At 58.7% G+C, this 24,083-nt stretch carries 19 protein-coding genes; 11 read left to right on the forward strand and 8 right to left on the reverse strand.

Features of this window, described 5'->3' with window-relative positions; all coding sequences use genetic code 11:
* Positions 1-370 precede the first annotated feature (370 nt).
* The 4 genes from ACNJYB_RS36050 to ACNJYB_RS36065 form a co-directional block, all read right to left on the reverse strand.
* The gene (locus ACNJYB_RS36050; protein WP_439375727.1) at positions 371-529 is read right to left on the reverse strand and encodes a VRR-NUC domain-containing protein; all 159 of its coding nucleotides are present in this window, start codon (positions 527-529) and stop codon (positions 371-373) included.
* A gap of 34 nt (positions 530-563) precedes the next feature.
* The gene (locus ACNJYB_RS36055; RefSeq protein WP_439371385.1) at positions 564-1,649 is read right to left on the reverse strand and encodes a hypothetical protein; all 1,086 of its coding nucleotides are present in this window, start codon (positions 1,647-1,649) and stop codon (positions 564-566) included.
* A gap of 132 nt (positions 1,650-1,781) precedes the next feature.
* Complete coding sequence (locus ACNJYB_RS36060) at positions 1,782-2,252, reverse strand: thermonuclease family protein (protein WP_439371386.1); 471 nt, start codon at positions 2,250-2,252, stop codon at positions 1,782-1,784.
* A 65-nt stretch (positions 2,253-2,317) separates the two neighbouring features.
* Positions 2,318-2,812, reverse strand: coding sequence for a hypothetical protein (locus ACNJYB_RS36065; RefSeq protein WP_439371387.1), 495 nt, complete (start codon positions 2,810-2,812; stop codon positions 2,318-2,320).
* Between the two features lie 159 nt (positions 2,813-2,971).
* On the opposite strand from ACNJYB_RS36065, the gene ACNJYB_RS36070 reads away from it, so the two are divergent.
* From ACNJYB_RS36070 to ACNJYB_RS36085, 4 genes are all read left to right on the forward strand, one after another.
* Complete coding sequence (locus ACNJYB_RS36070; protein WP_439371388.1) at positions 2,972-4,522, forward strand: hypothetical protein; 1,551 nt, start codon at positions 2,972-2,974, stop codon at positions 4,520-4,522.
* 29 nt (positions 4,523-4,551) lie between these two features.
* Entirely contained in the window at positions 4,552-5,214 is a 663-nt protein-coding gene (locus ACNJYB_RS36075; RefSeq protein ID WP_439371389.1) for an SOS response-associated peptidase, read from the forward strand.
* A gap of 6 nt (positions 5,215-5,220) precedes the next feature.
* The gene (locus ACNJYB_RS36080; protein ID WP_439371390.1) at positions 5,221-5,907 is read left to right on the forward strand and encodes a hypothetical protein; all 687 of its coding nucleotides are present in this window, start codon (positions 5,221-5,223) and stop codon (positions 5,905-5,907) included.
* Between the two features lie 137 nt (positions 5,908-6,044).
* On the forward strand, positions 6,045-6,299 hold the full coding sequence (locus ACNJYB_RS36085) for a hypothetical protein (RefSeq protein WP_439371391.1): 255 nt from the start codon (positions 6,045-6,047) through the stop codon (positions 6,297-6,299).
* A 24-nt stretch (positions 6,300-6,323) separates the two neighbouring features.
* Here ACNJYB_RS36085 and ACNJYB_RS36090 read toward each other — a convergent pair whose 3' ends face one another.
* The gene (locus ACNJYB_RS36090) at positions 6,324-7,691 is read right to left on the reverse strand and encodes a hypothetical protein (RefSeq protein ID WP_439371392.1); all 1,368 of its coding nucleotides are present in this window, start codon (positions 7,689-7,691) and stop codon (positions 6,324-6,326) included.
* A 397-nt stretch (positions 7,692-8,088) separates the two neighbouring features.
* Between ACNJYB_RS36090 and ACNJYB_RS36095 the strand changes: the two genes are divergently transcribed.
* The 4 genes from ACNJYB_RS36095 to ACNJYB_RS36110 all read left to right on the forward strand — a co-directional run bounded on the left by ACNJYB_RS36095 (position 8,089) and on the right by ACNJYB_RS36110 (position 14,660).
* The gene (locus ACNJYB_RS36095; protein WP_439371393.1) at positions 8,089-9,687 is read left to right on the forward strand and encodes a hypothetical protein; all 1,599 of its coding nucleotides are present in this window, start codon (positions 8,089-8,091) and stop codon (positions 9,685-9,687) included.
* A 259-nt stretch (positions 9,688-9,946) separates the two neighbouring features.
* Positions 9,947-11,668 carry an SIR2 family protein gene (locus ACNJYB_RS36100; protein WP_439371394.1) on the forward strand — a complete coding sequence of 574 codons (1,722 nt, stop codon included), beginning with the start codon at positions 9,947-9,949 and terminating at the stop codon, positions 11,666-11,668.
* Positions 11,665-12,240, forward strand: coding sequence for a hypothetical protein (locus tag ACNJYB_RS36105; RefSeq protein WP_439371395.1), 576 nt, complete (start codon positions 11,665-11,667; stop codon positions 12,238-12,240). The genes ACNJYB_RS36100 and ACNJYB_RS36105 overlap by 4 nt, the downstream gene beginning before the upstream one ends.
* The gene (locus ACNJYB_RS36110; protein ID WP_439371396.1) at positions 12,237-14,660 is read left to right on the forward strand and encodes an AAA family ATPase; all 2,424 of its coding nucleotides are present in this window, start codon (positions 12,237-12,239) and stop codon (positions 14,658-14,660) included. The genes ACNJYB_RS36105 and ACNJYB_RS36110 overlap by 4 nt, the downstream gene beginning before the upstream one ends.
* 128 nt (positions 14,661-14,788) lie before the next feature.
* Here the strand turns inward: ACNJYB_RS36110 and ACNJYB_RS36115 are convergent, their stop codons facing one another.
* Entirely contained in the window at positions 14,789-15,817 is a 1,029-nt protein-coding gene (locus ACNJYB_RS36115; protein WP_439371397.1) for a hypothetical protein, read from the reverse strand.
* Positions 15,818-16,218: 401 nt separating this feature from the next.
* On the opposite strand from ACNJYB_RS36115, the gene ACNJYB_RS36120 reads away from it, so the two are divergent.
* From ACNJYB_RS36120 to ACNJYB_RS36130, 3 genes are read left to right on the forward strand one after another with little or no spacing between them, the layout of a single operon-like run.
* Complete coding sequence (locus tag ACNJYB_RS36120) at positions 16,219-16,842, forward strand: hypothetical protein (protein ID WP_439371398.1); 624 nt, start codon at positions 16,219-16,221, stop codon at positions 16,840-16,842.
* Complete coding sequence (locus tag ACNJYB_RS36125) at positions 16,770-17,507, forward strand: Swt1 family HEPN domain-containing protein (protein ID WP_439371399.1); 738 nt, start codon at positions 16,770-16,772, stop codon at positions 17,505-17,507. The genes ACNJYB_RS36120 and ACNJYB_RS36125 overlap by 73 nt, the downstream gene beginning before the upstream one ends.
* A 27-nt stretch (positions 17,508-17,534) precedes the next feature.
* Complete coding sequence (locus ACNJYB_RS36130) at positions 17,535-18,413, forward strand: hypothetical protein (RefSeq protein WP_439371400.1); 879 nt, start codon at positions 17,535-17,537, stop codon at positions 18,411-18,413.
* A 98-nt stretch (positions 18,414-18,511) separates the two neighbouring features.
* On the opposite strand, the gene ACNJYB_RS36135 is transcribed toward ACNJYB_RS36130, so the two are convergent.
* Both ACNJYB_RS36135 and ACNJYB_RS36140 read right to left on the reverse strand, forming a co-directional pair.
* Positions 18,512-19,552: a hypothetical protein gene (locus ACNJYB_RS36135; RefSeq protein ID WP_439371401.1), complete on the reverse strand. Its 1,041-nt coding sequence runs from the start codon at positions 19,550-19,552 to the stop codon at positions 18,512-18,514.
* Positions 19,553-19,706: 154 nt separating this feature from the next.
* Positions 19,707-23,738: a type II toxin-antitoxin system MqsA family antitoxin gene (locus ACNJYB_RS36140; protein ID WP_439371402.1), complete on the reverse strand. Its 4,032-nt coding sequence runs from the start codon at positions 23,736-23,738 to the stop codon at positions 19,707-19,709.
* Positions 23,739-24,083 lie beyond the last annotated feature (345 nt).

Raw genomic sequence — 24,083 nt, forward strand, 5'->3', positions numbered from 1 at the left:
GCATGGAGCGGATGAAGAAGGCGCACGGCCGGAATCGGGCGTGCGCCGAGGCGCATCGCCTCAACGGAGGATGGCACCCGCAGGAGCGTGAGCATAGCGACGCCGAAGGCGGCACGCGGGACCGAGTGCAGCGACGAGACCGGTTAAGAGGGTACCCGGGACAGGGGCAGTGATAGCGACGCCGGCATGCTCCATGACGGCGGGACCATGCCTCGAGTACCCCCGGCGAGGAGCTCGGTATCTTTGCGCGAGGGATCGAAGCCGAAAGGCCGAGACGCTACGCGGCTCGGTTAACGAGAGCCTGCTGCGGCATCAGCCGCACGCGCACTACGTCAAGCGGCGCAAAACATACGGCACTCCCGAACGCGATTTAATGTCTCGCCATCGTCCGATGCAGTTTAACCAGCCGAAACGGCAGGTGAAGAAACGTACTGTTATCCGCGATCCAGCGCTTTTGTTTTGCGTTGAGCTTATCGCTTGATGATTTGACTTCGACGAACTCAAAGGATCGGTCACGATAAAGGAACAGATCGGGCCATCCGAGATAATGCCCCCAATAGTCGTTAACCGCGCAGAATCGTCAGAAGCACCTGCGGCCGCAACAGTTCGACAAGGCGCCGCGCCCGATCGACGTCTTTGCTGCGGTGAGCCCAAAGATATTGTCGAAAGTCTTCGCTATAGGAACGCCAGTGATCGAATAGCCACAAGAGATCTTCGGTGTCCTCAATATGATGTGCGATCTCGGCAAAATGCTTGTTGATGGCGCGCTTGCGGCGCTCAGCATAGCCTTCGCTACCGAAATCGTCGGGCAAAAACGAGTTGACAAGACCAGATTTAACTCCTGCATCAACCGCATTTTTCTCTGCAAACCCAACCATTTTCAGGAGCGGATCGTTGAAATCTTGAATGAGTGACCACATCATGACGCCAAAGAGAGCATGGAAGGGCTGGCTTTCCAGAGGCATCACCCACCAACCCATTTTTTCGAAGTGCTCAGTCGCAAAGGCCTCAGGCGACACGGCCCCGTCCGGGGTAGCAATCACCGCTCCTCTCTGCGGCGCTATTACGTAGGGCGCTTTGAGGTTTGTGACCTCCACGCGGTAGCGTTCCAGCACCTCCGCTTGGGACGGCTCGCTGAAGACATATTTCGGACTTGTTGCGTGAAGATCCTTAATGGATTGCAGGACTTCGCTTTCGATCTGGTCTCGGGCGGCTGCCCGTTCATCATCACTTGCGTCCGGATGGGCGTCATTCCAGTCTGCCTCGCGTCGCCAGGTTTCGAACCAAAGCTCACGCCAGTAGTACCGTTTGACCTTGGAAGTGCTACCATAGCCTTCGTCGTGGGGCGCTGGCTCAGCAGGTAGACCGCGGCACTCCCGACAGATGTTCGGCCGAAAACCCAATGTGACACGCATTCGCTTCTGTGTTTTGAGTTCACTTCCCCTATCAAGTTGATGCGACAGGAACCGCGTTCCGAATTCGCGGTCGCATTCGCACATCATGATCGCTTTGCAGGTAATGCAACGATATTTTCGGATCAGTTCATATGCATTGAGACATTCGACCGTCGCGTGGGTACAAGTGGCCCCTCGCGTTGCCGGCGGTGGTTTTCCTTGTCGTGGAGAATCATCCTCCTGAACGATTGTCATCCTGCTTTCCGATCTAGCTTAGCCCCGACCAAACGCCAATATCCGCGCCTTGAATGTGGTAACTAGTCAAAAAATCACCACTTGTTGGCTCGCCAAAAGAGACATTATTTGCGCAGTAGCCACGGAAAATAATCAAGGATGCGCGTTGGCGTCGTCGGAGCAGGCGGACGGCCTACCGTTCGCGCGGATGCAGGCGCGATAGCGCCAGGGCTCGACATAGCTTCCTTTCCAGATTCCGCGGCCGGCGCGCTCGGCGTCATGCTGGGCCGCGTCATATCGTCCCCTGGAGTATTGCGGCCAGTCCAATGCCAACCCGTTTCGGACGAGCCATTCGCCGAGGTCTGAGCCGCTGACCGAACAGGTCGCAACGGTGCGCCCATATTGATCCAGGTTGAGAGGAACGCAGTTGACCGGACGCCGGCCGATGTAGCTGTCGAGATCATTCGCCGCCTCCGCGCCGCAACGGTACTGCAAGCTGTCATCGCCACGGCAGAGCTGGCTGCTTTCCGGCGCGTCAACGCCCCATAGCCGAATACGCGTGCCGTGAATTTCCAGCGTGTCGCCATCGACGACGCTGGCTTGACCTAGGAAATCGTCGGCCATGGCGCCGCCCGACAGGAGAACGAAAAGCAAAAATATTCCGATGCATTCGATCATGAGGTTTGCAGTCAGCGCAGATTTCGCGGATTGAATTTGGGCCAGTTTGTGAGCGGCTTGAGCGACGGCAGATTCTCGGGCAACTCCGGAAAATGAAACTCCGTTTCTCGCAGCCAGCGTCCCTCGAAGCGTGCCCAGAACAGGATCGCATCCATCTGCCAGGTAAACTCGTGGACTCTCCAGACGCCACCATTCTCGATGACTTCACCGGTCGAGTTGAAAGGAAGGCTATTGAGCTTGCAAAGGGCGTCGATCTCGTCCCAGTGCTCCCGGATATAGCGATCCTCCAGCGCGACATGGTACGGCCGGTCGGCACGCCAACGCGGCCCGCCACCGCGCGGATAAAAGCCTTGGCGCGGCATCATGAATTTCGGGATTCGCGCGATCGCCTTGCCGATGCGGCGCGCTTCATCTGACGACAGCTTGCTGACACCGAAGCTGTAGCGCTGCGTATCGTCACGGCAATAGACCCATGCGAGGGTCACGCCATTGGCGTCCTTGACCACGTAGCATTCGGAATTCTCCCGGACGACGGTCCAGGCGGCTTGAAATGGCGGCTTGTCTCCATTGGAACAAAGTAAGAACAATGGGCCGGTCGGGTCAATCGGGAACCGCGGCCAGCCCCCCGGATGCAAGGTCCGAGATTCGCTAGGCAGGGCGACGGTATGACCTCCGATATCAGTGAACACTTCCAGGGTATTTGGCGCCGGGCCTTGAACGCGCCATCGCTCGCTACCCTGACGCCCGAGTTGATCGAGAATTGGGCTCGGGAGCGCGGACTTGTTGTAACCGGCATCGAGGAACGCGAAGTCGGAGCTTTTGCCAAGATCCCGGCAATCATACTGACCGTCGGCGACGCAAAGGCATGTTTCCTGAAAACTCCGGCGGAGGGTGATCCGAATTGGTCGTCTCGGCGCGCGCTAGCGGACGCCGATGCCGCGCTGTGGGAGAAGATGGAGTGGTTTTCGCCGCTGTGGATTTCCAAGCGCGACGTCGCCAAAATTCTTGCCACTGCAAGACATAGTTCGCGGCAGCAGGCTCTGCAGTGGTTTCACTATCACACCTCAACGTTGTACACGCTTCCGTTTCAGGCAATTTGCATCGCGCAAATTTTGCCCCAAGCCCGGAGCCTCAGTGAATTATGTCCCTTGGCGCGGGAAGCGTACCTCGCCTTTTATAATGGCTATCGTGCATCGAGCATTGCAGCACTCATTCCGGCGATCGAAGGCAGCCTAAGCCGGATCGCTTCGCCTTCGGAACAGGATGTTTCGATCCCGACGAAAGTCGACCGAGTAGTCGACCGCGCCATCGCGACAGCCGCAAAGCTTCACTTTGAGAAAATGTGGGTGCCCGCGGATTATCTCAGCAAAGACTATTTGTTTGGCCAGGACGAGCGCGTCTTTGCGTTTGAGACGTTCCGCCGCTGGCTGCACAATTCCTTTTTCAGGAAGACTGACGAATATGATGGCAGCACATGGTTGAACCGCCACATGTTCGCACACGGCACACATTCCCTTTGGCAACAGTCATCCAATTTCGAGCGCCTGGTCGTTGTCTTGGCGACCTTGGCGCTGATTGAGTCTTGGCATGACGATACGCACAATGTGTCGCTGATTTTTCCTATGATGGATGAGGACAGCAAGCTGCTTTGGCAGCAAGCCTTGGCGCGCGGGTTTGGGCAGATGGGGCTAAAGCGGCGTGAGCAGCGACGATTCCAAAAACATGGGCGCCTGGTTCCGGTGATGCCGACGGATGACGGCGGTCTTTTGCGAAGAGCGCTGCTAGCGGATGACTCCATCAACGAACTGGTTCGACCGCTGCGCGATGCCGGCTGGAGTGTTGAAGTTGGAGAACCAGACGAAAAGGCGTTGTACGTAACAGTCGTGGCCAGCGCTGGCGACGAGCGCATGACGATCGCACTTCTGTCCGGTTGCGCGACCGATAATGCTGTGTACCGGAAGTTGGCGGAAACCTGTGCTGCGATCTTGTACCGTGGCGCGCCCTACAATCAGCAGCAATTCGCTCACGGTATCGATGTTCATGTCGGGCCGGCGGCGGCGTGGCTGCCGCCCGTACCACGCAAAGGTAAGCGCCGCTTTCGATCGTATCCAATCTGGCGCCGCTTGCAGCGGCTCAGGGGGCAGGTTGCGTTTGCCGCCAGGGCGATCAAATACGATATTCGGCGCCCACGGCAGCGTTCCGCACAACAACTTTAGACTCGGGAAGAACGCGAAGGTTCACCAGTTTGTGCAACCTCTACAGCATCACCACCAATCAGGCGGCGATCGCCGCTTTGTTCAGGCGCATGAATCGCTATGTCGGCAATCTGGCGCCGATGCCTGGTGTATTTCCGGATTATCCGGCCCCGGTGATCCGGAACGCCGGCGATGCTGGCGAGATGGTGATGATGCGCTGGGGCATGCCACCCCCACCCAGGACGGGCGGCCCACCCGTCACCAACATTCGCAATACGTCGTCACCGCATTGGCGGGGGTGGCTGAAGCCGGAGAACCGCTGCCTCGTACCCGCAAATAGTTTTGCCGAGTATGCTCCCGAACCAAATCCGGAGACAAAGAAGAAAGACGTCGTGTGGTTTGCGCTCGGCGACGACCGCCCGCTTTTTTGCTTCGCCGGTATCTGGACCGAATTTAGAGGCGATCGCGGCACGAAGTCCAAACCAATTCCGGGCCCCCATCTGGTTTACGGTTTCCTGACCACATCCCCGAATGCAGTAGTCGAGCCAATCCATCCGAAGGCGATGCCCGTGATACTGACCCCCGAGGAGGAGCGCGACGTCTGGATGCGCGCATCATGGGACGAAGCAAAGGCCCTGCAGCGCCCGCTTGCCGATGACGTTTTGAAGGTGGTCATGCGTGGCGCCGACAAGGAGGACACGAAAGCGGTGTGATCAATCATGGACAGGTCTATTTACCCACTGACACACGATCGGCCCTACACATTCGGCGAGCTGCGCGCGGCCGAGACAATGCTGCTCGCGGAACGGCAAGCTGACCAGGCTCTTTCATCACGACTGAGGTTGCAGGACCGCAAACAGATCGATTGGGCAAAGACCCGGAACGAGGAATGGTCACCGTTGAAATTGCTCGCGGATGGCTTGGGTCTCGTCGACGAAGACACATTCCGTTGGACCCCGGCCGGCGCGGCCGACTTCGTGATCGCATCGGGCGCGAGAACTCTGAAGGTTCAATGCACGATGGCCTACGACGAACGCTCGGAAGGACAGTATCGAGCCGGGCATCTCTACCGGAAGGAGCAGGAATTCGGCGCGACGAACGGATTCTATTTCGGAGGCGGCCGGATTTCTGAACCTACTGTCCGGGACGTTGCGGAAGATCTTGTCACATGGCGAGCTGGCATTGTGTCGGCGGTCAAATCCAAAATGACGAATGTTTCGTACGAGGGCCAAGGACTCGATCTTCTCGTCTTCGCGAGGGGATGCGCGTTCGATCTGATCGACTTTTCTCTGGAGGAAGTTGTCAGACCAGCCCTGAAACAACTCGGACCAGAATACTGGGGTCGCATCTTCGCGAACGTCTATGTCGTCGACGATCACGCGTTCGCTCATATTGCGAAGCTTTGAAACGCAATCGATCGCTCAATGTAACGACGGAACACGTAGAGAGAACGTCAGCCCGCGAACTCCGGATCCCGCCCTGTGATAGCCGGCCGGAACCTTTAACAGGGATAAGGGATTCGTCCTGACAGGAGCGGCCCTCGATGCTGACGACCAACGAACGGCGTCCGGTCCAGACGTTGGGTGGATGGGCGATCGCAGTGCTGGAAGAGGCTGGCGCTATCCGCGAGTGCGAACATCATGGCTGGATGCAGGACCGTGCAGCCCCGCACGCGCGGCAGCGCGCATACGAAACGGCTCGCCTGGATCCACCGCCCGGCCTCTCACCTGACGACGCGGCCTCTGCCATTACCGACGTTCTGGACTCGATTGGGGATACTTGCCCCGAATGCCCGTGAGGTTTGCCGGATCCAGCTGGCTTTTCACCAACTCCTCACGACCTCCGCGCTGGACTTACTACCGAGCTTCTGCTCGGCGACGATTGCGCGTGTATCATCAATCCACACGTCGACAGCCTGAAGCAGATCGCGTTGCAGCGCTCGCGACAATTCTCCGATCGTGGCCTGTAGTGCGTTTGCGCTGGCCTGCTCAAACTCGGCGCGACCAAAGCGCTCCCGCTGCCAGTTGGAAACGTAATCGAGTACGACCGCCGTGCCCGCGCCAGCAAACCAGCCGACCAAGCTCCCGCCACCTGGTTCTATAATGGTGCCACCAATAGTGCCGTAAATTTCGAGCTGGAGACTGGCAACAACGCGGGCAGCCACCGAGGGAAAAATTTGAGCGACCGCGCGCTCGATTGACGGACCAAAGGTTTTCGCGACAAGTGTAGAAACCGCCATACCCTGGAAGGCGGTCGCGAATGCGACACTATCGGCCGAATAGCGGGGGGCTTTCCACTTTTGCGCGTCCCAGTCCACCGAGACATCCAGCTTCTTAAGCGGATCGACCACTTCGAGATGCCGGGTGTATTGGCCCAAGAACAACTGAACGCGGTCATCGATCGTGGTTAGCGTTTCGAGATAGCGAGCGTGTGCCCTGGCGAGAATCTGCGAGACCCCGGCCTCAATGACTGGATTGCGCAATTCAGGCTTGAGGACGTACTGCTCGTAATTCCGGATCAGATAAGATTCCAACGCGTTCTGGACCGATTCCGAAACAGTCTGGACATTGCTGAAGGAGAGTCCCTCCATGCCGCCCACGAGGCTTTCTTTCAGGAACACCAAGGAGCGTCCCCACTGAAAATACCAATCCGCGTAACGCGTGATACATGCTTCTCCGTCCGAAAAAGCTGTCTTTAGGAGCTCATCGACCTCGCGCTGCGTTTCGGTTTTGATCTTGTCCCGCTCAGTGTCGAGATAGATGAGCGTAGCGCTGACGAAACGATTTAGCTCGGTCTCGTCCACAAGCATCCTGTGCAGGCGACCGTTGACGTCTCGATAGACAAACTCTTTTGGCGTCGTGAAGGCTCGAAGCTGGTGCGTGTTCAGAGCGGTGCGATCCGGATGAACGGACGCACGATGCAGGATGCGCTGTCCGGCGGAATCGAGCAGCCCTAACGGCACCCAGAGCACGGCCGCGCCGACCAGAACCGCAGTCCCGACGGTGATGGGAGTTAGAATGCGAAATGAACGGCCAAGACGGCGCAGGCGCAGAAGCCTGAGCGGCGAGAGTAGCAATTGTTTCCAGCCACGACCGGATGGACTCTGGTGGGATTCCTGGATCAGATCTTTACCCGGTTGCGGTTCGGCCGCACCGGAGGACACCTGCTGTGTGGCCGCACACTGATCCATCCTCGAAATCTCCTTGATCGAGTAGAGCCAGCCATCCAAGATAAACGATACGCGATTCCCGCCGCGCAAACAATCAAAGCGAATCGTGGGGAGTTGAGAACGCGAATGGCGCGCGCGGTAGATCCGCTAAGTCTTGGGAAAGGATCGGCTTTTCGATCAGAAAGAAAATGCGCTTCGTCCGGATTGCGAGCAGCGCGTCATCCAGTTCCGCACTCGAAGCGCTTTCCCCCCGCTCGGCTTGGCAATGCGATCAGGCTGATTTGCGGTGCTGCCGCGCCGGCGATTTCTTGGCGGCTGCTTGTTTCGGTTAGCCGCGCCTAAGTAGCGTTCCGACTACTACGCCGAATCTGAAGTTACATGTTGATCTGTGCCATCGCGCGCCGTTAGGAAGACCCGCATGGACGAGACATTCGATGCAGACGGCGACGTTCCATTCTCCAGCTTCGATCCGGATGCAAAAGCGTGGTTTGCAAGCCTCCTGTTTTGGCGACCCTCGCGCTTATCCGATGAGGAGATGCAGCTTCACTTCGGTCGTTGGGATGGACGATGGAGCGACCAGACCAAACGCGCGGTGCAACGCCTTGAAGCCAAGGGCCTCGATCTGAATGAAAACTGGGCGCTGTGCGCTCAATACTGGATTTGCCCGGCGTGCCGCCGCCACAAGGACGATATCTTCCGGCTCTCAAAACGGGGAATCCTGCTTGCCAAATTGGAGCTGCACCACGACCATATGCGTGATTGCGTCTGGCCCCGCGTACGGGAGCTGTTTGGCAACGACTGGCTTGAGACGAGCCCCAAATCGTCCATCACCATTCTCGACTACATCCGTGAATTGACATCACGCTTCGGCGTGAGCCTCGTCTGTTCCGAGTGCAACTCAGCCGACGGCAAGGTTAAGACGCGCTTTCGGGATGAGATCGACTCACGCTTCAGTTTCACCGCGCAAGAAATCGGCACATTTGTTCTCCCGGCTTCCAGCAAGGATCATGAAATCGATTATAAAACGGCTTACTCCGCCTGGGAAGCGGAACGGGGGAACTTTCAGGCTCGCCTATCTCTGCTCGACAAGCTTCTTGGCCACCTCGTCCATGGTCGCTTGGCGCGTGACCAACAAGGCATGGCAGGCGCCAGACTTATGAACGGCGCCTTCGACGCCTATTCTCTTCTCATGCGGACGTTCGAACGGGCTACAAGGAACACAGAACGAGCGCAGATGATCTGGACTCTTTGTAACGAATTCCTAGCGCGCTCGACGCGCCGCGATTCCGCAACGCTTGTACCGATTGATCAGGCGGCCCGCCCGGCGGTCGCACCGACAGACGCAGAATACGCTGCCTATGTTGATCCTGTTTCATCGAAACACTGGTTGGCCATTTCATCCGACTGGACTTGCCCGATCTGCGAGCGGAGCAAACGGCAGCTCATGCGAAAGAGCAAGAGCGGAAAGTGGTCGGGGGGCGTTCGATCGCTTTACGAATGTACGCTGGAGCGCGATGATCTGATTATCGCCAACCGGCAAAGCCTGTTTCCGGACTTCCGGAACGATATCTTCGTGCGGGACATCTCACAGATTTCCGTGTGCGCAGACTGCGCGGGCATCAGCACCACGCTCATGCAGAAGGACCAATCAATTCGGGATCCCTATCTCGGTTGCGGGGACCGCCGCGCTTCCATTCTCAGAAGCCAACCCCACCGCACACACGAGATCGATTTTGAAGCGGTACGACAACGCGCGATCGCGAATGAGTCCTATGCGGCTGCGATGGGAGCTTTCCACGCCTTTCGTGCCCTTGTACGCGATTTTGCCGGCAGGTTCGAACGCGGGCGTCGTTGGGGCAACACGGAGAAAGAGCTCCTTGACGAATTTGCCGACGATCTCCGCGTCCTTCACCGCATCGAGAATGCCGCGGAATCCATGGATCTTGTCAAATGGCTTCTGGCGCAGGCTACCGGCAGCGATAGCGATGACGAGAGCACAATAGACGTCCTCGGCTAATCCAGTTCACTTTGAAGCCGCTCACGCTCATTGCCCGCTCCGCCCTCGACTTGCGGACTGGCGGCTTAAGGCCCGTTTGGCTGGATCACTTGAATTCGACGAAAGTCACGCTTATTCAATGTGTTAATAGCCTTGCCGCTGGGAACTGGTCTACAATAAGATCGACTGATGCTGCAAACGCTTTGATTGGAAGGGGTCGATGTTGCTACCGTGCCGAGCGTTGATTTATGTATTAATTCGACCCGACCAAAGGCGTTAAATGTCCGGTGCTCCTCATGCTGCCAGTATCACTGTTCGCGAAACGCTTGAACTCCTCGACGGCGCCTTCGCGGAGATGGCTTCAGGTGTCGCTGAAGATCGCTACGCATTGTGGCTGGGGTCCGGAATATCGCTGGGACGCATCCCGGGCCTGAAGCTGCTCATCCGGAATGCGCTCGAACATCTGCAAGGCCAGATCGTGGTGGCCGACGCAAACTGCCGTTTCCGGGCTGCCATCATCGAGATACTGAGCACGGCCGCCGGCCTCACCGCTGCCGAGTACGGCACAATCGACGTGCATCAACCGGTTACGAACTGGCCCAACATCGACGCGATCGTTCAACGATTGGCTTCAAATTATGCGCGCTTCCTCGAGATCGGCGTCGCGGGCGAGCCCGACGACTACATTCTCTGGACAGGCGCCGACCTTCCCAATGCCTTTGCAAATCCGGCTTCCGAGCCGGACACTGAGCACCTCTGCATCGGCCTCCTCGTCCTTGAGGGAATCGCCTCAAGGATCGCCAGCGCAAACTGGGATGGCCTTATCGAGAAAGCCGTCGGCGAACTGTCTCCCGGATCTGATGCCCTCGTGGTGTGTGTCACTGGTGCGGACCTTCGTCAGCCGCAGCGGCAAGCCTTCCTATATAAGTTTCACGGCTGTGCCATCCGTGCCCGCGACGACGAAGCAAACTTCCGTCATCGCATCATCGCGCGTTTGTCTCAGATCAATGCCTGGCGCGACGATCAAGAGAACGCTCCAATGGTGGCACGTCTTGTGGATCTTGCAGTGAGTCACGAGACGTTGATGATCGGGCTTTCTGCGCAAGATTCTAACATTCAAACGGTCTTCACGGCTGCAGAAAACCGGATGGGATGGCCTTGGCCGTCGCGTCCTCCCGCCTATGCGTTCTCCGAAGACAGGCTTGGGGTCGATCAGCGAGCGCTGCTTAAGAACGTGTACCGGGGGAGTTTTACGCCGGCCAATCGGGATGCCATCTACCAGTCCGCATTGATCCGCGCTTACGCCAAGCCGCTGCTCACCGCGCTCGTGCTTCATGTTCTCTGCGCGAAGCTCTGCCGCCTGGTCGACCTCGCTCCGGGAGCGCTTGGAATCCCGGGCAGCGTAGCGATCAAGGAAGGTTTGAAGCATTTGCGCAACGCGCTTGGATCTCATCCCGACGCCGGGGCCGTCACGTTCATTAGGATGATCGTAGCGCACGCCAATCGCCTCATGGCACTCTACCACACAGGCGAGGCTACAGCCCCTGACCTGCCCTATTTGCCGATTACGTCGAGGCCGATTCAAGCGATGGCCACCGATCCCATGATTGCCACCGCCGGACTACGCGAATTTGCGGTTGGTCTTTCACTTCTCGGTCTTGGGCAACGCGATGGCAATTGGGCTTTGCAGCCGGCGGCCCTGCCTGCCCCAGAGCAGGGCGCCTTGCGCATCATCACTCCGACGAATAATCTAAAGCTGGTCTTCGCATCGAACGCGCAGGCGGCGATACGGCTGGGTGTAAACGGTCACGTTGGCCCGGACGACGACGTGATTGTCGTACATAGCCAGCAAGTGCTTCCGGCGATGCCGCGATCTCCTCGCGCGACGCGGGGCAGGCTCGGGCGCCCTGGCCGGCGCGATGTAAGCGTGACCGAGTTACTGGATAGCGCAGCGAACGCCAACGAACTCTTCGACGGGTTCCGAAAGGCAGCGGGCATATGATAGCAGCGACGACACCTGTCGACGCGATTTCTGCCTTCTTAGAGCAGGCCGGATATCGACGCCTGCCCAGTCCGCTTGAAATCGCCGGAATGAAATTTGCGGTTACGGCTGCGCTGGTCGGAACTGGGACGCAACCCGATCTGATCATTGTTGCGGATACTGTCTCGGATCCCGAAGAGCGCACGCGGAGCAAGCTGGAAGCCATCGCGCGGGCGCTCGACACCGTCAAATCGCGACGGCCCCTGACGGCGGTATTGGCGGGACCTCGCCCGTCGGCGTCCGCGCTGGATGCCATTTCCAAGATATGCCGTGTTTTGCCTGTGGGTAGCAGCGAGCCAGCGGAAGCCGACGCTACAATAAGGAATTGGCTCGCCGTCCTGACACCCCTCAACATTCCGCAAGGTGTCGACACGATCGCCGAACCTATGCTTGAGCTCCAACGTGCGGTTGCTAACGACGACGCCCTTCTCACCGAACTCGTGGCTGCTTCCGCTGGAGGGAAAGACGCTGTCGAGGCCCTCCTGCATCAAAAGATTGCCGCGACCATCGCCGACAGCGAGGCCGCCCCATGACCAGCAGGCGGCTCACCTCGATATCGCTCACGGATTTTCGAAGCATCCGTGGAACCGTCTACACGTCCCTGGATGCCCCGGTTGTCCTGATTCACGGCCCCAACGGAGCAGGAAAAACCAGCGTGCTGTCGGGCATCGAGCTGGCTCTTACCGGCGGCATTCCGTCGTTGGCACGCGTCGAGCCGGAGTATCTGAAACACCTAGTTCACAAACAAGCCAAGCGCGCGACGGTCAAACTCGAGACAACCGGATTCGATGCCTCTCCTGTTTCGCTGGAGGTCGACGAAAAGGAAATTCGAGGAAAGCCGACCCTCGACAGCCAGCTCGCTGGCTTCTTCAGTGAGCGATGCTATCTGGCACAATCGGCTCTAGGACGATTGCTCGAGATCTATCAGCATAAGGATGCTCGAAGGTCGGACTCACCCCTTACTCAGTTTGTGAAGGATTTGCTTGGGCTCGATCGTCTGGATGGTTTGATCGATGGCTTACATACCGCCGGGAATATCAGTCGCCTCCGCGGACCTGTGCCTGAGTTTCAAGGGCTGCGAACCGATATTGAGGCCTTGGAGAAGAAACTTCACGAATTGACTTCGGAGGGGGCACAGCTACAAACCTCGCTCCGGGACGCAGGAGATACGCTCCGCAAGCGTGCCGGGGAGGTACTCCAGTCATCGATCGAGCTTGCCAATTTGGCAGAGATCATCGCTGATTTGCGAAAGGCACCGGAAGAAGCTCGCCTATCGTCGCTCGCCCGCATTCGCCGCGACATCGATGCCGCTCTTGCCGATTGGCAATCCATCGCTAACAACCCGATCACGGAAGACCGCGAGAAAAGCGAAAAGGATGCCCACAGCGCGCAAACACAATTGAACGAATGGCAAGCTGGTCCCGGCGCGACCATCGCAAACCTCATTGCGGAGGTTGCGACGATATTTCCCGAGGCCAAGCTCCCTGCATCGACGAACCCAGATCTGGCCCGGACAACGGCACTGCGGACCGCAGAAAAGGAGCTCGCTCGATGCACGAGCGTGCTGAGCGAGGATCAGAGTTCTACCGCGCGCATTGCCGTGATCGCGCAAGAGCTCGAGCGCGGTGCGGCGCGGGTTCGTTTGCTCGATCAGCAAATTCAACGCATCAGCGCGGACACCGCACAACTTGCGCAAAGCCTGGCCGAGATCCTTCCGCACATCCATAGTGACGATTGCCCCGTCTGCGGACGCGATTTTAGCGAGGTGTCCCGAGCACCGTTGAGTGACCATGTCTCAGCCCGGATCGCATCATTGACGGAGAACGCAGGCCGTCTTGAGGCGCTTTCGAAGGAGAAGGCGAGCGCTGCGGGTGCCAGCGCCCCTCTGGAGCGTGAACGGGCACAGCTCACTGCGCGTCTGATTTCTGACGATACCCGTAACGAACTCAAGAACCGGCAAGCCCGACTGGGTGAATTGGTCGCGCAGCTCACCAATATTGAAGCGGAGACCACGCGCGGTATGAATTTGCTTGCGCAAGTCAACGCGACCGCTTCGCGGCTCGATCAATTGAGGAGCCGAGATCAACGGCTCACCAACCTGCAGCAAACAGTAACGACTATCGCGAAGGACCTTGGAATAACGGTTGATCCTGCTGTTGCGATCGGCAGCGCTCTTGCAACGATGAATGATGAACGATCCAAAGAGGAAGCACGATTAATTGCGTCCCAGTCCGCTCGCAAAGCCGTGCTAGAGTTGGCGCTCGAATACCAGCGCTCACGCGACCATCTCGCCCGCTTCAACCAAGATACAGAGGAGAAGCGAAAGAGGCTCGCAAAGCTCGTCAAAGCAAAGGAAAGCGCAGAGCAAGTCATACACGGCGCGCGCGGATTGGCTCAGAAAGCTTCCGAGGTTCGAACCAATATCGTCAGGCGCGTCTTCAATGATTCCCTCAACTCGATATGGCGCGACCTCTTCGTGCGCCTTGCGCCGGAAGAAACGTTCGTGCCCGCCTTTGCGCTACCGCCGGGTCCTGGCCCAGTCGAGGCGACGCTGGAGACAGTCTACCGATCTGGTGGAAAGGGCGGCAATCCGCGGGCGATGCTCAGCGCCGGCAATCTCAATACCGCAGCACTCACGCTTTTCTTGTCCCTTCACCTGGCGGCAAAGCTTCAGTTGCCATGGCTCATTATCGATGATCCGGTCCAGAGCATGGACGAGCTTCACATCGCCCAATTCGCCGTACTCCTTCGTACTCTTTCGAAGGCACACGATCGGCAAATCATTCTAGCCGTTCATGAACGGGCTCTGTTCGATTATCTGGCACTCGAACTGAGCCCGGCTTTTCCGAATGATCGCCTCGTCACATTGGAGCTCGGGCGGAGCGCCGATGGGACCACGACTCACAAGTGGCAAACGCACATCTACGAACCCGATAATGCGATCGCAGCCTGATTTCATGACCCCGCACACAGCCAAGCGCTCCGCTTGGCGCCTACTGAAACAACCCTACTCTGCCGCACTCCGTTGCGCGGACAGTATCGGTACTTGGCGCAAGCCGTCCCAAAACGGCGGCCGCACTGTCATGGTCTGATACTGCTCGTCGGTCCGGCCGAGCCGTAATTGCGGCCGTCCGGCGCGAATGCCATGTACAGCCTTGTCGGGCAACCTTCGTGCTTGCCCCAGCCGCGAAGAGTGGCCACGTTTTCTACGGAAAGAAAACGCTTCACTTCCGCGGCCTCAGCCAAGAGGTCATGCGCCTTCCTGACCTCCTTCAACAAGAACTTCGCCATCTTTCGCTTCTCTTCCGATGGAAGCGTTGCCAGATGCTCTGCATATTTCTCACCGAAGTCGACCAATCGCAGGCGCGTCTTGCAGATGCTGAGGCGATCCTGGATTGGTTTTGCCTTGGGCTCCAGCATGATATGACCCATCACCGGACCATATACGTTGCTTTCCCGAACGACGACCTCCCGTTCCTCGCCATAGCGATCTTTTGAAACGGTACGGCGCTCGCTTTCGGTCCGCAGTCGCTGGTCTGCTCGAATATGATGCCAAAGATCGAAATCGATCACGATTGGGATGCGTCGCGCGAGGATTTCGCGTACCCGGTCGATCTCCTTTACGGCCTCCGTGTTGTGTTCGATTACCGCGATGGCTTCGCCCACTTGCCCTAAGTGAGAAAGTAGAAACGCTTGGGTTCGCCTCTCCTCTTGCTCACGACGGAATGCGGCATAGGCCGTCGAGTGGCCTTCCAGATTGAACGAAGCAAAACACTCTGGTCCGATGATCCTGATCGTTTGCTCATCCGGAAACCATGCAATCATTCCAGCCTTGTAAAACTTGGGATGGCGTGGCGAACAGATCGGGCAGGGAGACCATTTGTTACGGTTCAATTCACCGCAATGCGACGACGGCAGATGAATCTCGTCCAGGTAAACAACCGGCCCATCCTTGGGTGGCGGCGTGTGGGTGTGGCCTCTCCATAGATACGGAGTACCATAGGCTTTTACGTAAGCTTTGATTTCCGCGACGATGTCATCGCCGGGCCGCGCAGGAAAGATTGCCTTGATCTCCCAGGCCGAAGCCGGGATGTCGATCTCTTCCGACATTCGAACTCCTTTGCATTGTACGCGGTCCTCCCTGAGTGGCTTCGACTTGGTTGCCGATTTGTTCTAACGTACGTCGGCCGGACACTGAGTCGCAACCGGCGACCGAGCCTATCCCAGCTGTTCACAACTACGTTGTGCGCAGACGGGGTTTGTTTTGCCATTCGAAGCGAACCGGCCAGATTGCGCCGGCAAGTTTTCGTCGGCGAGAGCTTCTGCTCTATCAGGCCGCCGATATGGGACGAAGAATTCGTCACTCGTCCCGTGCCATTCATCAGCACGATTGAACTCGCCATGATTCCATTCGAACGATTAAGACTTTACTAAAGGTGTGTACACATCAGCGCGAGGGGCACACACGGACCGTATCGGTCTCTCGACGCATAACTTTTTGGATGCAGGCGATGAGCATTGATGACTACATGAAACAGATGTTGGCCGACAACGCAGCCCTGCAGCGCGCCGCCGGCGTTGCTGCCCCGCTGGACCAGCATCGGAGTCTTCTTGATGCAATCAACATGCAGGACCACCTTTCGGAGATTGACCGCGTAAGCCGCCAGATCGCCGGGTTGGGAGCCATTGACCGGGCACTAGTGGATGCTGCCAAAGGTGCTGCTCTCATCGACACTGCCCGGCTTATAGGAACCCCTAATCTGGATATCGCCGGAATAGGCGCTCTCGCTGCCGGTGCTGGCGACCATCTCAAGCTGCTCGCGGGCCCTCTGGACGATCTGCGCAAATTTAGCGCCGCGGGTGACCATGCATCCGTGCACGCGGATATCCTGAGTATGAAAGGCGCCTATGCCGGATATGCCGACCGTTTCCGCATGCCGTTCCATGACGAGATGGACAGGCTCACGAAGGCCGCGCTCGCAGCAGACCCCTTAGCTGCTCACCTTGCGGATGCAGCAGCAGGCGGCGATCTCGCGACCGCAATGAAGTCCATGCATTCGCCATGGCTCTTAATGATCGCGTCGCGCAGTCCGCGCGAGCATTCGCCGAGATACAGGCGATCGGTCACGGCTTGAGAACTTTCGCGCCCTTCGACACAGCGCTTTCAGATGCGCTACGTCGCTCGCTCGGCGATTGGCGTGACGTACCCACGTTCCCTCCGTCGATCTTCGACAACGCGGTAGCGCGCTCGGAATTCTATGTCGCGCGCGGCTTTAATCCGGACCTGACCGAGTTCACCGCCGAAGCTTTCGACGAAACCATCGCCCTCGCAGGCCTTGATGCTGGAGAATGTTCCAACGCCGCAGACGATGAAGAGACAGGTCTTGTTCGCACCAATCGCGCCCATGACCGACTGCAGCGCTTTGAACGACGGCTGCGCGCGTTCATTGACCGGATGATGACCGCAGAATTCGGCGTGGATTGGATCAAGCACCAAACGCCGCCGGGCATGCTTGATAGTTGGAAGAACGCAAAGCAAGCGGCCCTAGCACGGGGCGGCGAAGACGAGCCATTGATAGCTTATGCGGATTTCACGGACTACATCAAAATCATCGAACGTAACGACAACTGGAAGCGGGTCTTCGCGCCGATCTTCAATCGCCGCGAAAGCGTGCAAGAATCATTCTTCCGCTTGTTTCCCATTCGGATTTCAGTTGCCCACGCGCGCATCATTACCCTAGATGATGAAATGTACTTGAGAGTCGAATTGCATCGTATCGGCAAAGCCATCGGAGACTAACGGCAACAGCCTTCGGCGAGGGATACATTGCGCTACTACATTCATGTCAGCAACCATGGCTTCGAGCCAAACCAGGTTCTCGGGGTGTGGGAGATTGGTGACACCATGGCCAAGCGCATCGACGTTACGGACTCGGATCACAACCGATTTCCGGCCATGCTGGGTAGAACGGCCCTCGAAACCCTACGATTCAGCAATCCCGGTACCACGTTTGATGAACTCGAACTTGAACCGGGCGAATACTATCCCGGCATGGCGCGGCCGATCTTGGGCGAAAGCCAAGGACGAAACCGCGATCATAGTGTTGAGGCGCTGGGCCATCGCGCAAGCGCAAGCGGACAGCTTCACGCTCTCATCCAGCAACTCGAACAGATATGCCGCGTTGTTCACCCGAGGGGAGAGACGAACTTCAAGGCTTACGGGCACGAGATCCGGAACGTGCTCATCCTCGCCTGCACGGAATTGGAATCACAATGGAAGGCAATTCTCGGAGCCCACAATGCGCGCGCCGACAATACGACGCACTACGTCAAACTTTGCGCGGCAATGAAATTGACCGAGTATGCGGTCGAGTTTCCGTACTACCCTTGGATGCCTGAACGCCGTCCTTTTGCCGGCTGGCAACACGGAACGAAGGATCTGCCATGGTATGGCGCATATAATGACGTAAAGCACAATCGAGACAGCAATTTCCCTCAAGCCTCGCTTGATAATGCGTTCGAAGCCTTAACCGCCTTCTTTATCATGCTGTGTGCGCAGTATGGCTGGGACTTTGCGCTCACGGGCGATGCGGCAGCGCGGGCATTCTTCCGACTAAAGGCCTCCCCGCAGTGGTCGCCCTCGGAATATTACGTTCCCGCATACGGCGGGATGTTGCGGGAGCGAATATACAGTTTTCCGCCTTAGCGCCTCTGATTGAAACGCGCTTTTATTACCTGCGCGGCAGTCGAGGTCCGAGCTTGCCGCGTGCAGAGCAGCCTCGCTGAGAACTACGGCCAGGCCAGCTAGGACATGTCCGGCATGGTTTCTGGCGTGAACGGGACTTTCACGGCAAACCCGCCGTCTTCGCGGTCGCCATAAACAATGACGCCCCCCTCGACGACGATCTCGTCCGCCAGATCCCCCAGCGCCTCGAACGCACCGCGATCTGTCCACGATCCGTAATGCGCGGCGATCGCGGCACAGGCCTCTTTCAGCTTCTCAAAGTATGGGGCGAACCAATGTCCTTCGAGTGCGGCCTTGGTCTTGGGCAGATCCTCAAGCGTCAAGCCTAGCCCCACCATGTTCCCCAAATGATAAGCCGCAAACTTCATCAGCTCCCCGTAGGCGCCATACACCTCGCCCGTGATCCGGCCATGGTCCCCGTGCAAGCGATAGGCTTTGATGAGATCATTCGCGCGCTGCCGGGTCTCGTTAAGAGCGGTGATGAACGTCTCCTCATAATCTTCGGTCGGACGGCGCCCAAAGGGTGCGCAAATTTGCGTCACCGCATATTCATCCCAGCACGCCTTGATGATGTCCCAGCGGTAGCGCTCATGCACCCCGACCTTGGTTTGCAAAAGCATGCCCGGGAAGGCTGCGTTGAAACGCTCCGTTACTTCGACATGTGCGCATTCGTGTGCGAGCATATGAAGCGCTTGGCCATAGAGTTCGTGTGTCTCGTCTTCAAGCGCAAGCAGGACGCCTGCATGAAAAACCATATGGCTTTTGACGCGGCCGTCACGCATGACGGAAGGCGTCATGGCTACTCCGTACACGATACCCTCGGATGGCGTCAGTCTATGGGACGTTTCATAGCCGCGATCGAGGTCAAGCAGCGCATGGGCGTAATCGAACGCCACCGTGACCCCATCCAACGCGCTGAGATCGATGTGGCGACTAAGCTCCCGTACATAGGTCGCGAGCATATTGCCAAAGGCGCGGGCATGATCCTCGGTGTCGAACCCCCGCAAGCTTATGGAAATATTCTTGGGCGCGCTCGGCGGCGGCAGATCCGCCTCAGGCGCTCCAGGCTGCTCTTTCTCCGGCAGGATCGAATCGTTCATAAGAGCGTCATAGCGCGGTAGACTTGCGCGAGGTGGTCAGCCCTTTGAAATCCCTTAGTGGCGGTGAACTGCTTCATACCCGGATTCCGCGCCCGCGAGTTCGGTCGGCACGGCCGATTGATGTTGCGAATGTACCCGTTTCCCGGCGGCACGGTCATGCGTTCCATTGAGCGTCCTGCTCGTCATCGTCGCGCTTAGCGGACTCTACCTGCTTGCGCATTTGCGTGTGCGCGACCGTCGCCCAGCGCCGTAAAGCCCCGATCGGGTGCTCGAACAGCGACCGCAGCGGCTCTTCGTAAAGCGCAAAATAGGTGGTTAGTGATCCGGACCAGCCGAACGTGTGCATATTCTGCATGACGTAGCGCCGCACGTCGTCGCGATCACCGAATTCGTTCAGGAGTCGCATCATCAGCGGATGGAAGCTTCGTTCGGCACCTGGCGCACGCGAGTTCAGGACCGGCAACGTGCTCGCAAGGAACGCAGGTCCCCCCTCGGGATTGGCGTGCGCCCACGAGAACAGGATATCCTCGGGCACATGCAAGACCGCCGGCTGCTTGGTATCGGCGAACGAAAAGCCATCCCCGATTGCGTGTTCTATGCGCCATGCCGTGGCTCGGTCCCGGATAATCGCGTTACCGAACACCGGCCATACGATGGAGGAGAAGTTTTTGAACATGATGGGCAGCAACGGCTTGATCATCTTGGCCGCGTCCCCGTCCGGGCTAGCCGCAAGGTAGTTCGCCAGCTTCCCGGCTGCCACGCGGGCATCGGCATCGTCCCGCCCCTTCTTGAGGAGCCAGGCCACCACGTGCTCGAAGTGATGCGCGCTCATCTGCGAGCCGCGGCGCTTCGGCCGCTTACCAACATGCTCAACCGCCAGCATGATCTGGGGCCGCAATTCCTCAAGCCGGTCGCGGTTGCCGTGGACGAACATGCCCATGACGTCGAGCGCCACCGAATAGGCCACGCTGTCCATGTTCAGAAGCTGGTTGAACAATGGCGCTGCGGAGGCTGCGTCGAGCTTGGCGAACACCCCGCCCATGCCCCAATGCGACATCGCGCTCGTCGGCAGCGTGCCCGATTTCAGGCCCACGCATACCAGCCGCACATCATCTGCCGTAATGCCCAGCAACAGACACAAGAATGGCAGCGTGGGCGCGAAGATGGTCGAGGCGATAGCCTCATTCTTGTAGGCGGCGACCGCAGCGGGGTGCTGCGCTGCGAGGCCCGAATAGTACCCGGTGACCAGCCCATAGTTCCGGTTGCCTTCGGCGGTTGCGGTATAGGCCCGCTTGATCGGCTCTTCCCAAGACAGGGGGGCATCCGCAAGCTCGGCGATGGCCTTGCCAAAGGCGACCGACATGCGCTGCTCATCTCGAGACAAAGCCTCGAGCGAGGCCCGCAACGTCTCCGGTTGCCCAAGCGCCTCCTTGGCCAAGGCGCGCACGGTGTCGGCCTGGTACTTTTCCCGCTCGTGAAACTCGAGCTTCGCGTCGGCGGGATAATCCCAGGGCATCTCGGTGACGAGCAGGCGGATGCGGCTGGCGATATCTTGCGGGGAGAGATCGGCGATGAGCTTGCGGACTCGCGCCTCTTCGTCGTCCTTGAGTCCCTCCAAGTCGAACTGAAGCACATCTCCCAGCACGTTCAGGGCGGCGGGCCAGTACGGATGAACCGCTTGAACCTGGGCCACCCACTTCTCGACGTGGTCGATCAAGCCGCCGTCCACATAGGAGCGAAATTCGTGCGCGATGCCGTTGCGCGCATGCGCACCGAGAGCATCGTCGCGCAAGCCGATCGCGACCAGCCGATCGACGCAGGCAATCACGTAGTCCCAGGCGTCCTTCCAGTATTTCGGTTGCCAGGGAACCAGTTGGGGACGGCTGCCATGCGTTTCGGGACCCATGAAGCTCGCATGCGATTGCATGCTCGACGCTTCCAGCAGCGCATCGATCACAATCGGCATTTCCTGGGGGTCATCCCTTTGCAATAACTCATCCAGCAGGCGCAGGCGGGGCGCGGCCGACGCAACCGTATTGCCGCCGAATACCGGGAACAATGCCTTGAACTGACCAACGGAGTTGTTGGCCCACTGCTCGTTCTCGGCGACGGCAAGCTTGAGCAACAATAGCGCGGCACGCTCGAATGTCGTGTCGATAAAAGCGATCTTTTCAAGCGCACGAACAAGGCCGCGCCGCAGGTCGCCGCGAACACCTATGAGTTCCTTGATCGAGAGCGGGTTCAGTATGTGTTCGAGCAGCGTGACGACCGCGTCGGCATCAATCTCCGCCAAGGCGCTGACGACGTCGCCCGCTCCTTCCTGACCAAGCGCATCCAGCGAAGCAAACGGGCCCTCAAAACGCATCAGGTGGCGCGCGACCTGCGGCGCAACAGCGCCGGTGTTCAGCAGGGCAAGCTGCCATGCGGCATTCTGCCGAAGCCGCTCCGGAAGATTGCCAGCGAGGATGTTGTCCCACGTCGCCTGTCCCCATTGACGCCATTGCCGCTCGGCAAGTGCCAGTGCGAGCGGCTTGGGTTGCAGGCTGACAAGGCGCCCGTGCTGCTGCACCACCCCGCGCCGCTGCAGATCGGCGAATGCGGCACGGAGATCGTCGACAGACCGGCCACGCGTAAACCCTGCTGCCTGCGCAAGATCGTTCAACTCGCCGGCGGTGCCGAGAAGCCGGAACGCACCCAGGAGCATTCCCGCATCCTTCAGCAATGCCGGGTCGGTCGGCCTTCGGCCAAGGAGAATCCGATCGATAAGCTCGTCATCCGTGGCCGCCGCGATAGGCATGTCGCTGAGCCACGCCTGGCCGAGCAAGGTTGCCATCTGCGGAAAGCCGCGTGCAAACTTCAGGAGCCGGCGATGATCTTCACTCGGCAACTCAGGGGCAATCTGCTTGATCATCCCTTCCACGACGGCATCGCTCGCCGGCTCGACCATTAGCAACTCATCGTCACCCTGAACCGACGGGGGAACGTCGTGGTCGATGGTGATGAGCGACACGCGACTGCCAGAACGCTTCACCATGGCGACAAGATCGTGGTGGGATTCAAGCGGACAGCGATCAACGACCACGATCGCACGGAAACCGGAGTCCACAAGGCTCTGCACGATACCCTTGATCGCCACCGGTCCGGCCTCGGATTCCACCGAGTATAGAACAAGGTCCGATAGCTGAACGCCGGACGCTTCTTCCTCGTCGGTCGGTCCGAGAGCTTCATGTGTCAGTCGCGACTTGCCGACGCCGGACAGACCGACGACGCGCGCGACGCCACGCGGTTTACCGACCAACGCACGAAGCTTCTCCCGGAAAGGAGGCAACCGCGGGTCGGGGATCCAGGGCGTGCCGTCGAAGCGACCTGCCCAGTGCGTCCAGTCCTTGAACGGCCCGACCAGGCCGGGTTGCGTCTGTTCGAGCACCCAGGCCGCAACGGGCGGCAGAATGTTGACCCATGATGCGAGTTGGTCGGCATCGCGGAACTGAACCTGATCAGGCCTGACCTTGAGGCCCGCTTTTGCGAGGGCTTTGCGAATGCTTTCGGCGCGCGCCTTGACAAGCTTGTTCTCGTACGAGTGACCGCACGCCATGATGTATGTGCCGCCCTTCTCCAAGGCGTCGCGCACCATCGACTTGACCTCGCCACCCGGCGTCACCACGTCGGCGCCGGCTTCCGCCGGCGAAATCGGCCCGGCTTTCAACTGGAACTGCGAGATGCGACTCGGCAAGAACGTCGTTCGTTCGGGTCCGTTCTGCCACTCGATGCGCGCATCCTCGCCGCCGTCGGCCGCGGTGATGTTGGCGGCGACGTGGATGCCATCCATCGGCAGGTTGCCGCTCAGCGCCTCACCGTCCAGAAGTCGGCGCATCAGCAGCATGAACTTTCTTGGGCTGAGCGCCGCAATGTGCTTGCCGGTGACCTCGAACGGTCCCGTGCTGTCCGACTCCATCGGCGCGACTTTACCGTCGGACAGCGTGATGATGGCAGACGGATTGGCGTCGAGCAGGCGCAGGATATTCGCCGTTGCCGTCGTGGGCTTGATGGTGCCGGATTCGTATTTCGTGAAGGCGCGCGGGCCACCACCAAGGAGTTCGCCGGCTTCAACCTGCGACAAGCCGATTTTCTCTCGGATGCGACGGATGTCGCCCGGTGTCAGTTCGGCCGGCTTACTGTCGGTCATTCCAGCACCATAATGGTCTCTTTGATTGTAAAATGTACCATTATGGTCACTTAACGGATTAATTCGGTCAAAACAAGCTAAGCTTATAACATTTTGACATTACTCACTTTTTATGTTTCGCCCTCTGAATCGATTGTTCGAATCGATGGGCTAGCTGTCCAACCGCCCGAGATAACGAGCCGCACCGATGCGCCTCAGTGTAACGAGCCTCTGTCGATCGCATTGCGATCGCATCGGCTCGTTCGACGCTGGAAGCGGCTCTGTCCGAGACGCGCGGTCCGCTCGCGTCCGGCAGTTGGCCACCCCGCACGCGCGCAAAAGGCGTCTCTTGCGTCATGGTGCCGA

The organism is Bradyrhizobium sp. SMVTL-02 (genome assembly GCF_051853005.1).
Lineage (GTDB): Bacteria > Pseudomonadota > Alphaproteobacteria > Rhizobiales > Xanthobacteraceae > Bradyrhizobium.

Bases quoted from the DNA above. Each gene is read 5' to 3' on its own strand.
- ACNJYB_RS36090 (WP_439371392.1), bottom strand. From the start codon at position 7,691: ATGGATCAGTGTGCGGCCACACAGCAGGTGTCCTCCGGTGCGGCCGAA.
- ACNJYB_RS36100 (WP_439371394.1), top strand. From the start codon at position 9,947: ATGTCCGGTGCTCCTCATGCTGCCAGTATCACTGTTCGCGAAACGCTT.
- ACNJYB_RS36070 (WP_439371388.1), top strand. From the start codon at position 2,972: ATGACCTCCGATATCAGTGAACACTTCCAGGGTATTTGGCGCCGGGCC.
- ACNJYB_RS36140 (WP_439371402.1), bottom strand. From the start codon at position 23,738: ATGACCGACAGTAAGCCGGCCGAACTGACACCGGGCGACATCCGTCGC.
- ACNJYB_RS36055 (WP_439371385.1), bottom strand. From the start codon at position 1,649: ATGACAATCGTTCAGGAGGATGATTCTCCACGACAAGGAAAACCACCG.
- ACNJYB_RS36135 (WP_439371401.1), bottom strand. From the start codon at position 19,552: ATGAACGATTCGATCCTGCCGGAGAAAGAGCAGCCTGGAGCGCCTGAG.
- ACNJYB_RS36060 (WP_439371386.1), bottom strand. From the start codon at position 2,252: ATGGCCGACGATTTCCTAGGTCAAGCCAGCGTCGTCGATGGCGACACG.
- ACNJYB_RS36110 (WP_439371396.1), top strand. From the start codon at position 12,237: ATGACCAGCAGGCGGCTCACCTCGATATCGCTCACGGATTTTCGAAGC.
- ACNJYB_RS36095 (WP_439371393.1), top strand. From the start codon at position 8,089: ATGGACGAGACATTCGATGCAGACGGCGACGTTCCATTCTCCAGCTTC.
- ACNJYB_RS36080 (WP_439371390.1), top strand. From the start codon at position 5,221: ATGGACAGGTCTATTTACCCACTGACACACGATCGGCCCTACACATTC.
- ACNJYB_RS36085 (WP_439371391.1), top strand. From the start codon at position 6,045: ATGCTGACGACCAACGAACGGCGTCCGGTCCAGACGTTGGGTGGATGG.
- ACNJYB_RS36125 (WP_439371399.1), top strand. From the start codon at position 16,770: ATGGCTCTTAATGATCGCGTCGCGCAGTCCGCGCGAGCATTCGCCGAG.
- ACNJYB_RS36105 (WP_439371395.1), top strand. From the start codon at position 11,665: ATGATAGCAGCGACGACACCTGTCGACGCGATTTCTGCCTTCTTAGAG.
- ACNJYB_RS36115 (WP_439371397.1), bottom strand. From the start codon at position 15,817: ATGTCGGAAGAGATCGACATCCCGGCTTCGGCCTGGGAGATCAAGGCA.
- ACNJYB_RS36120 (WP_439371398.1), top strand. From the start codon at position 16,219: ATGAGCATTGATGACTACATGAAACAGATGTTGGCCGACAACGCAGCC.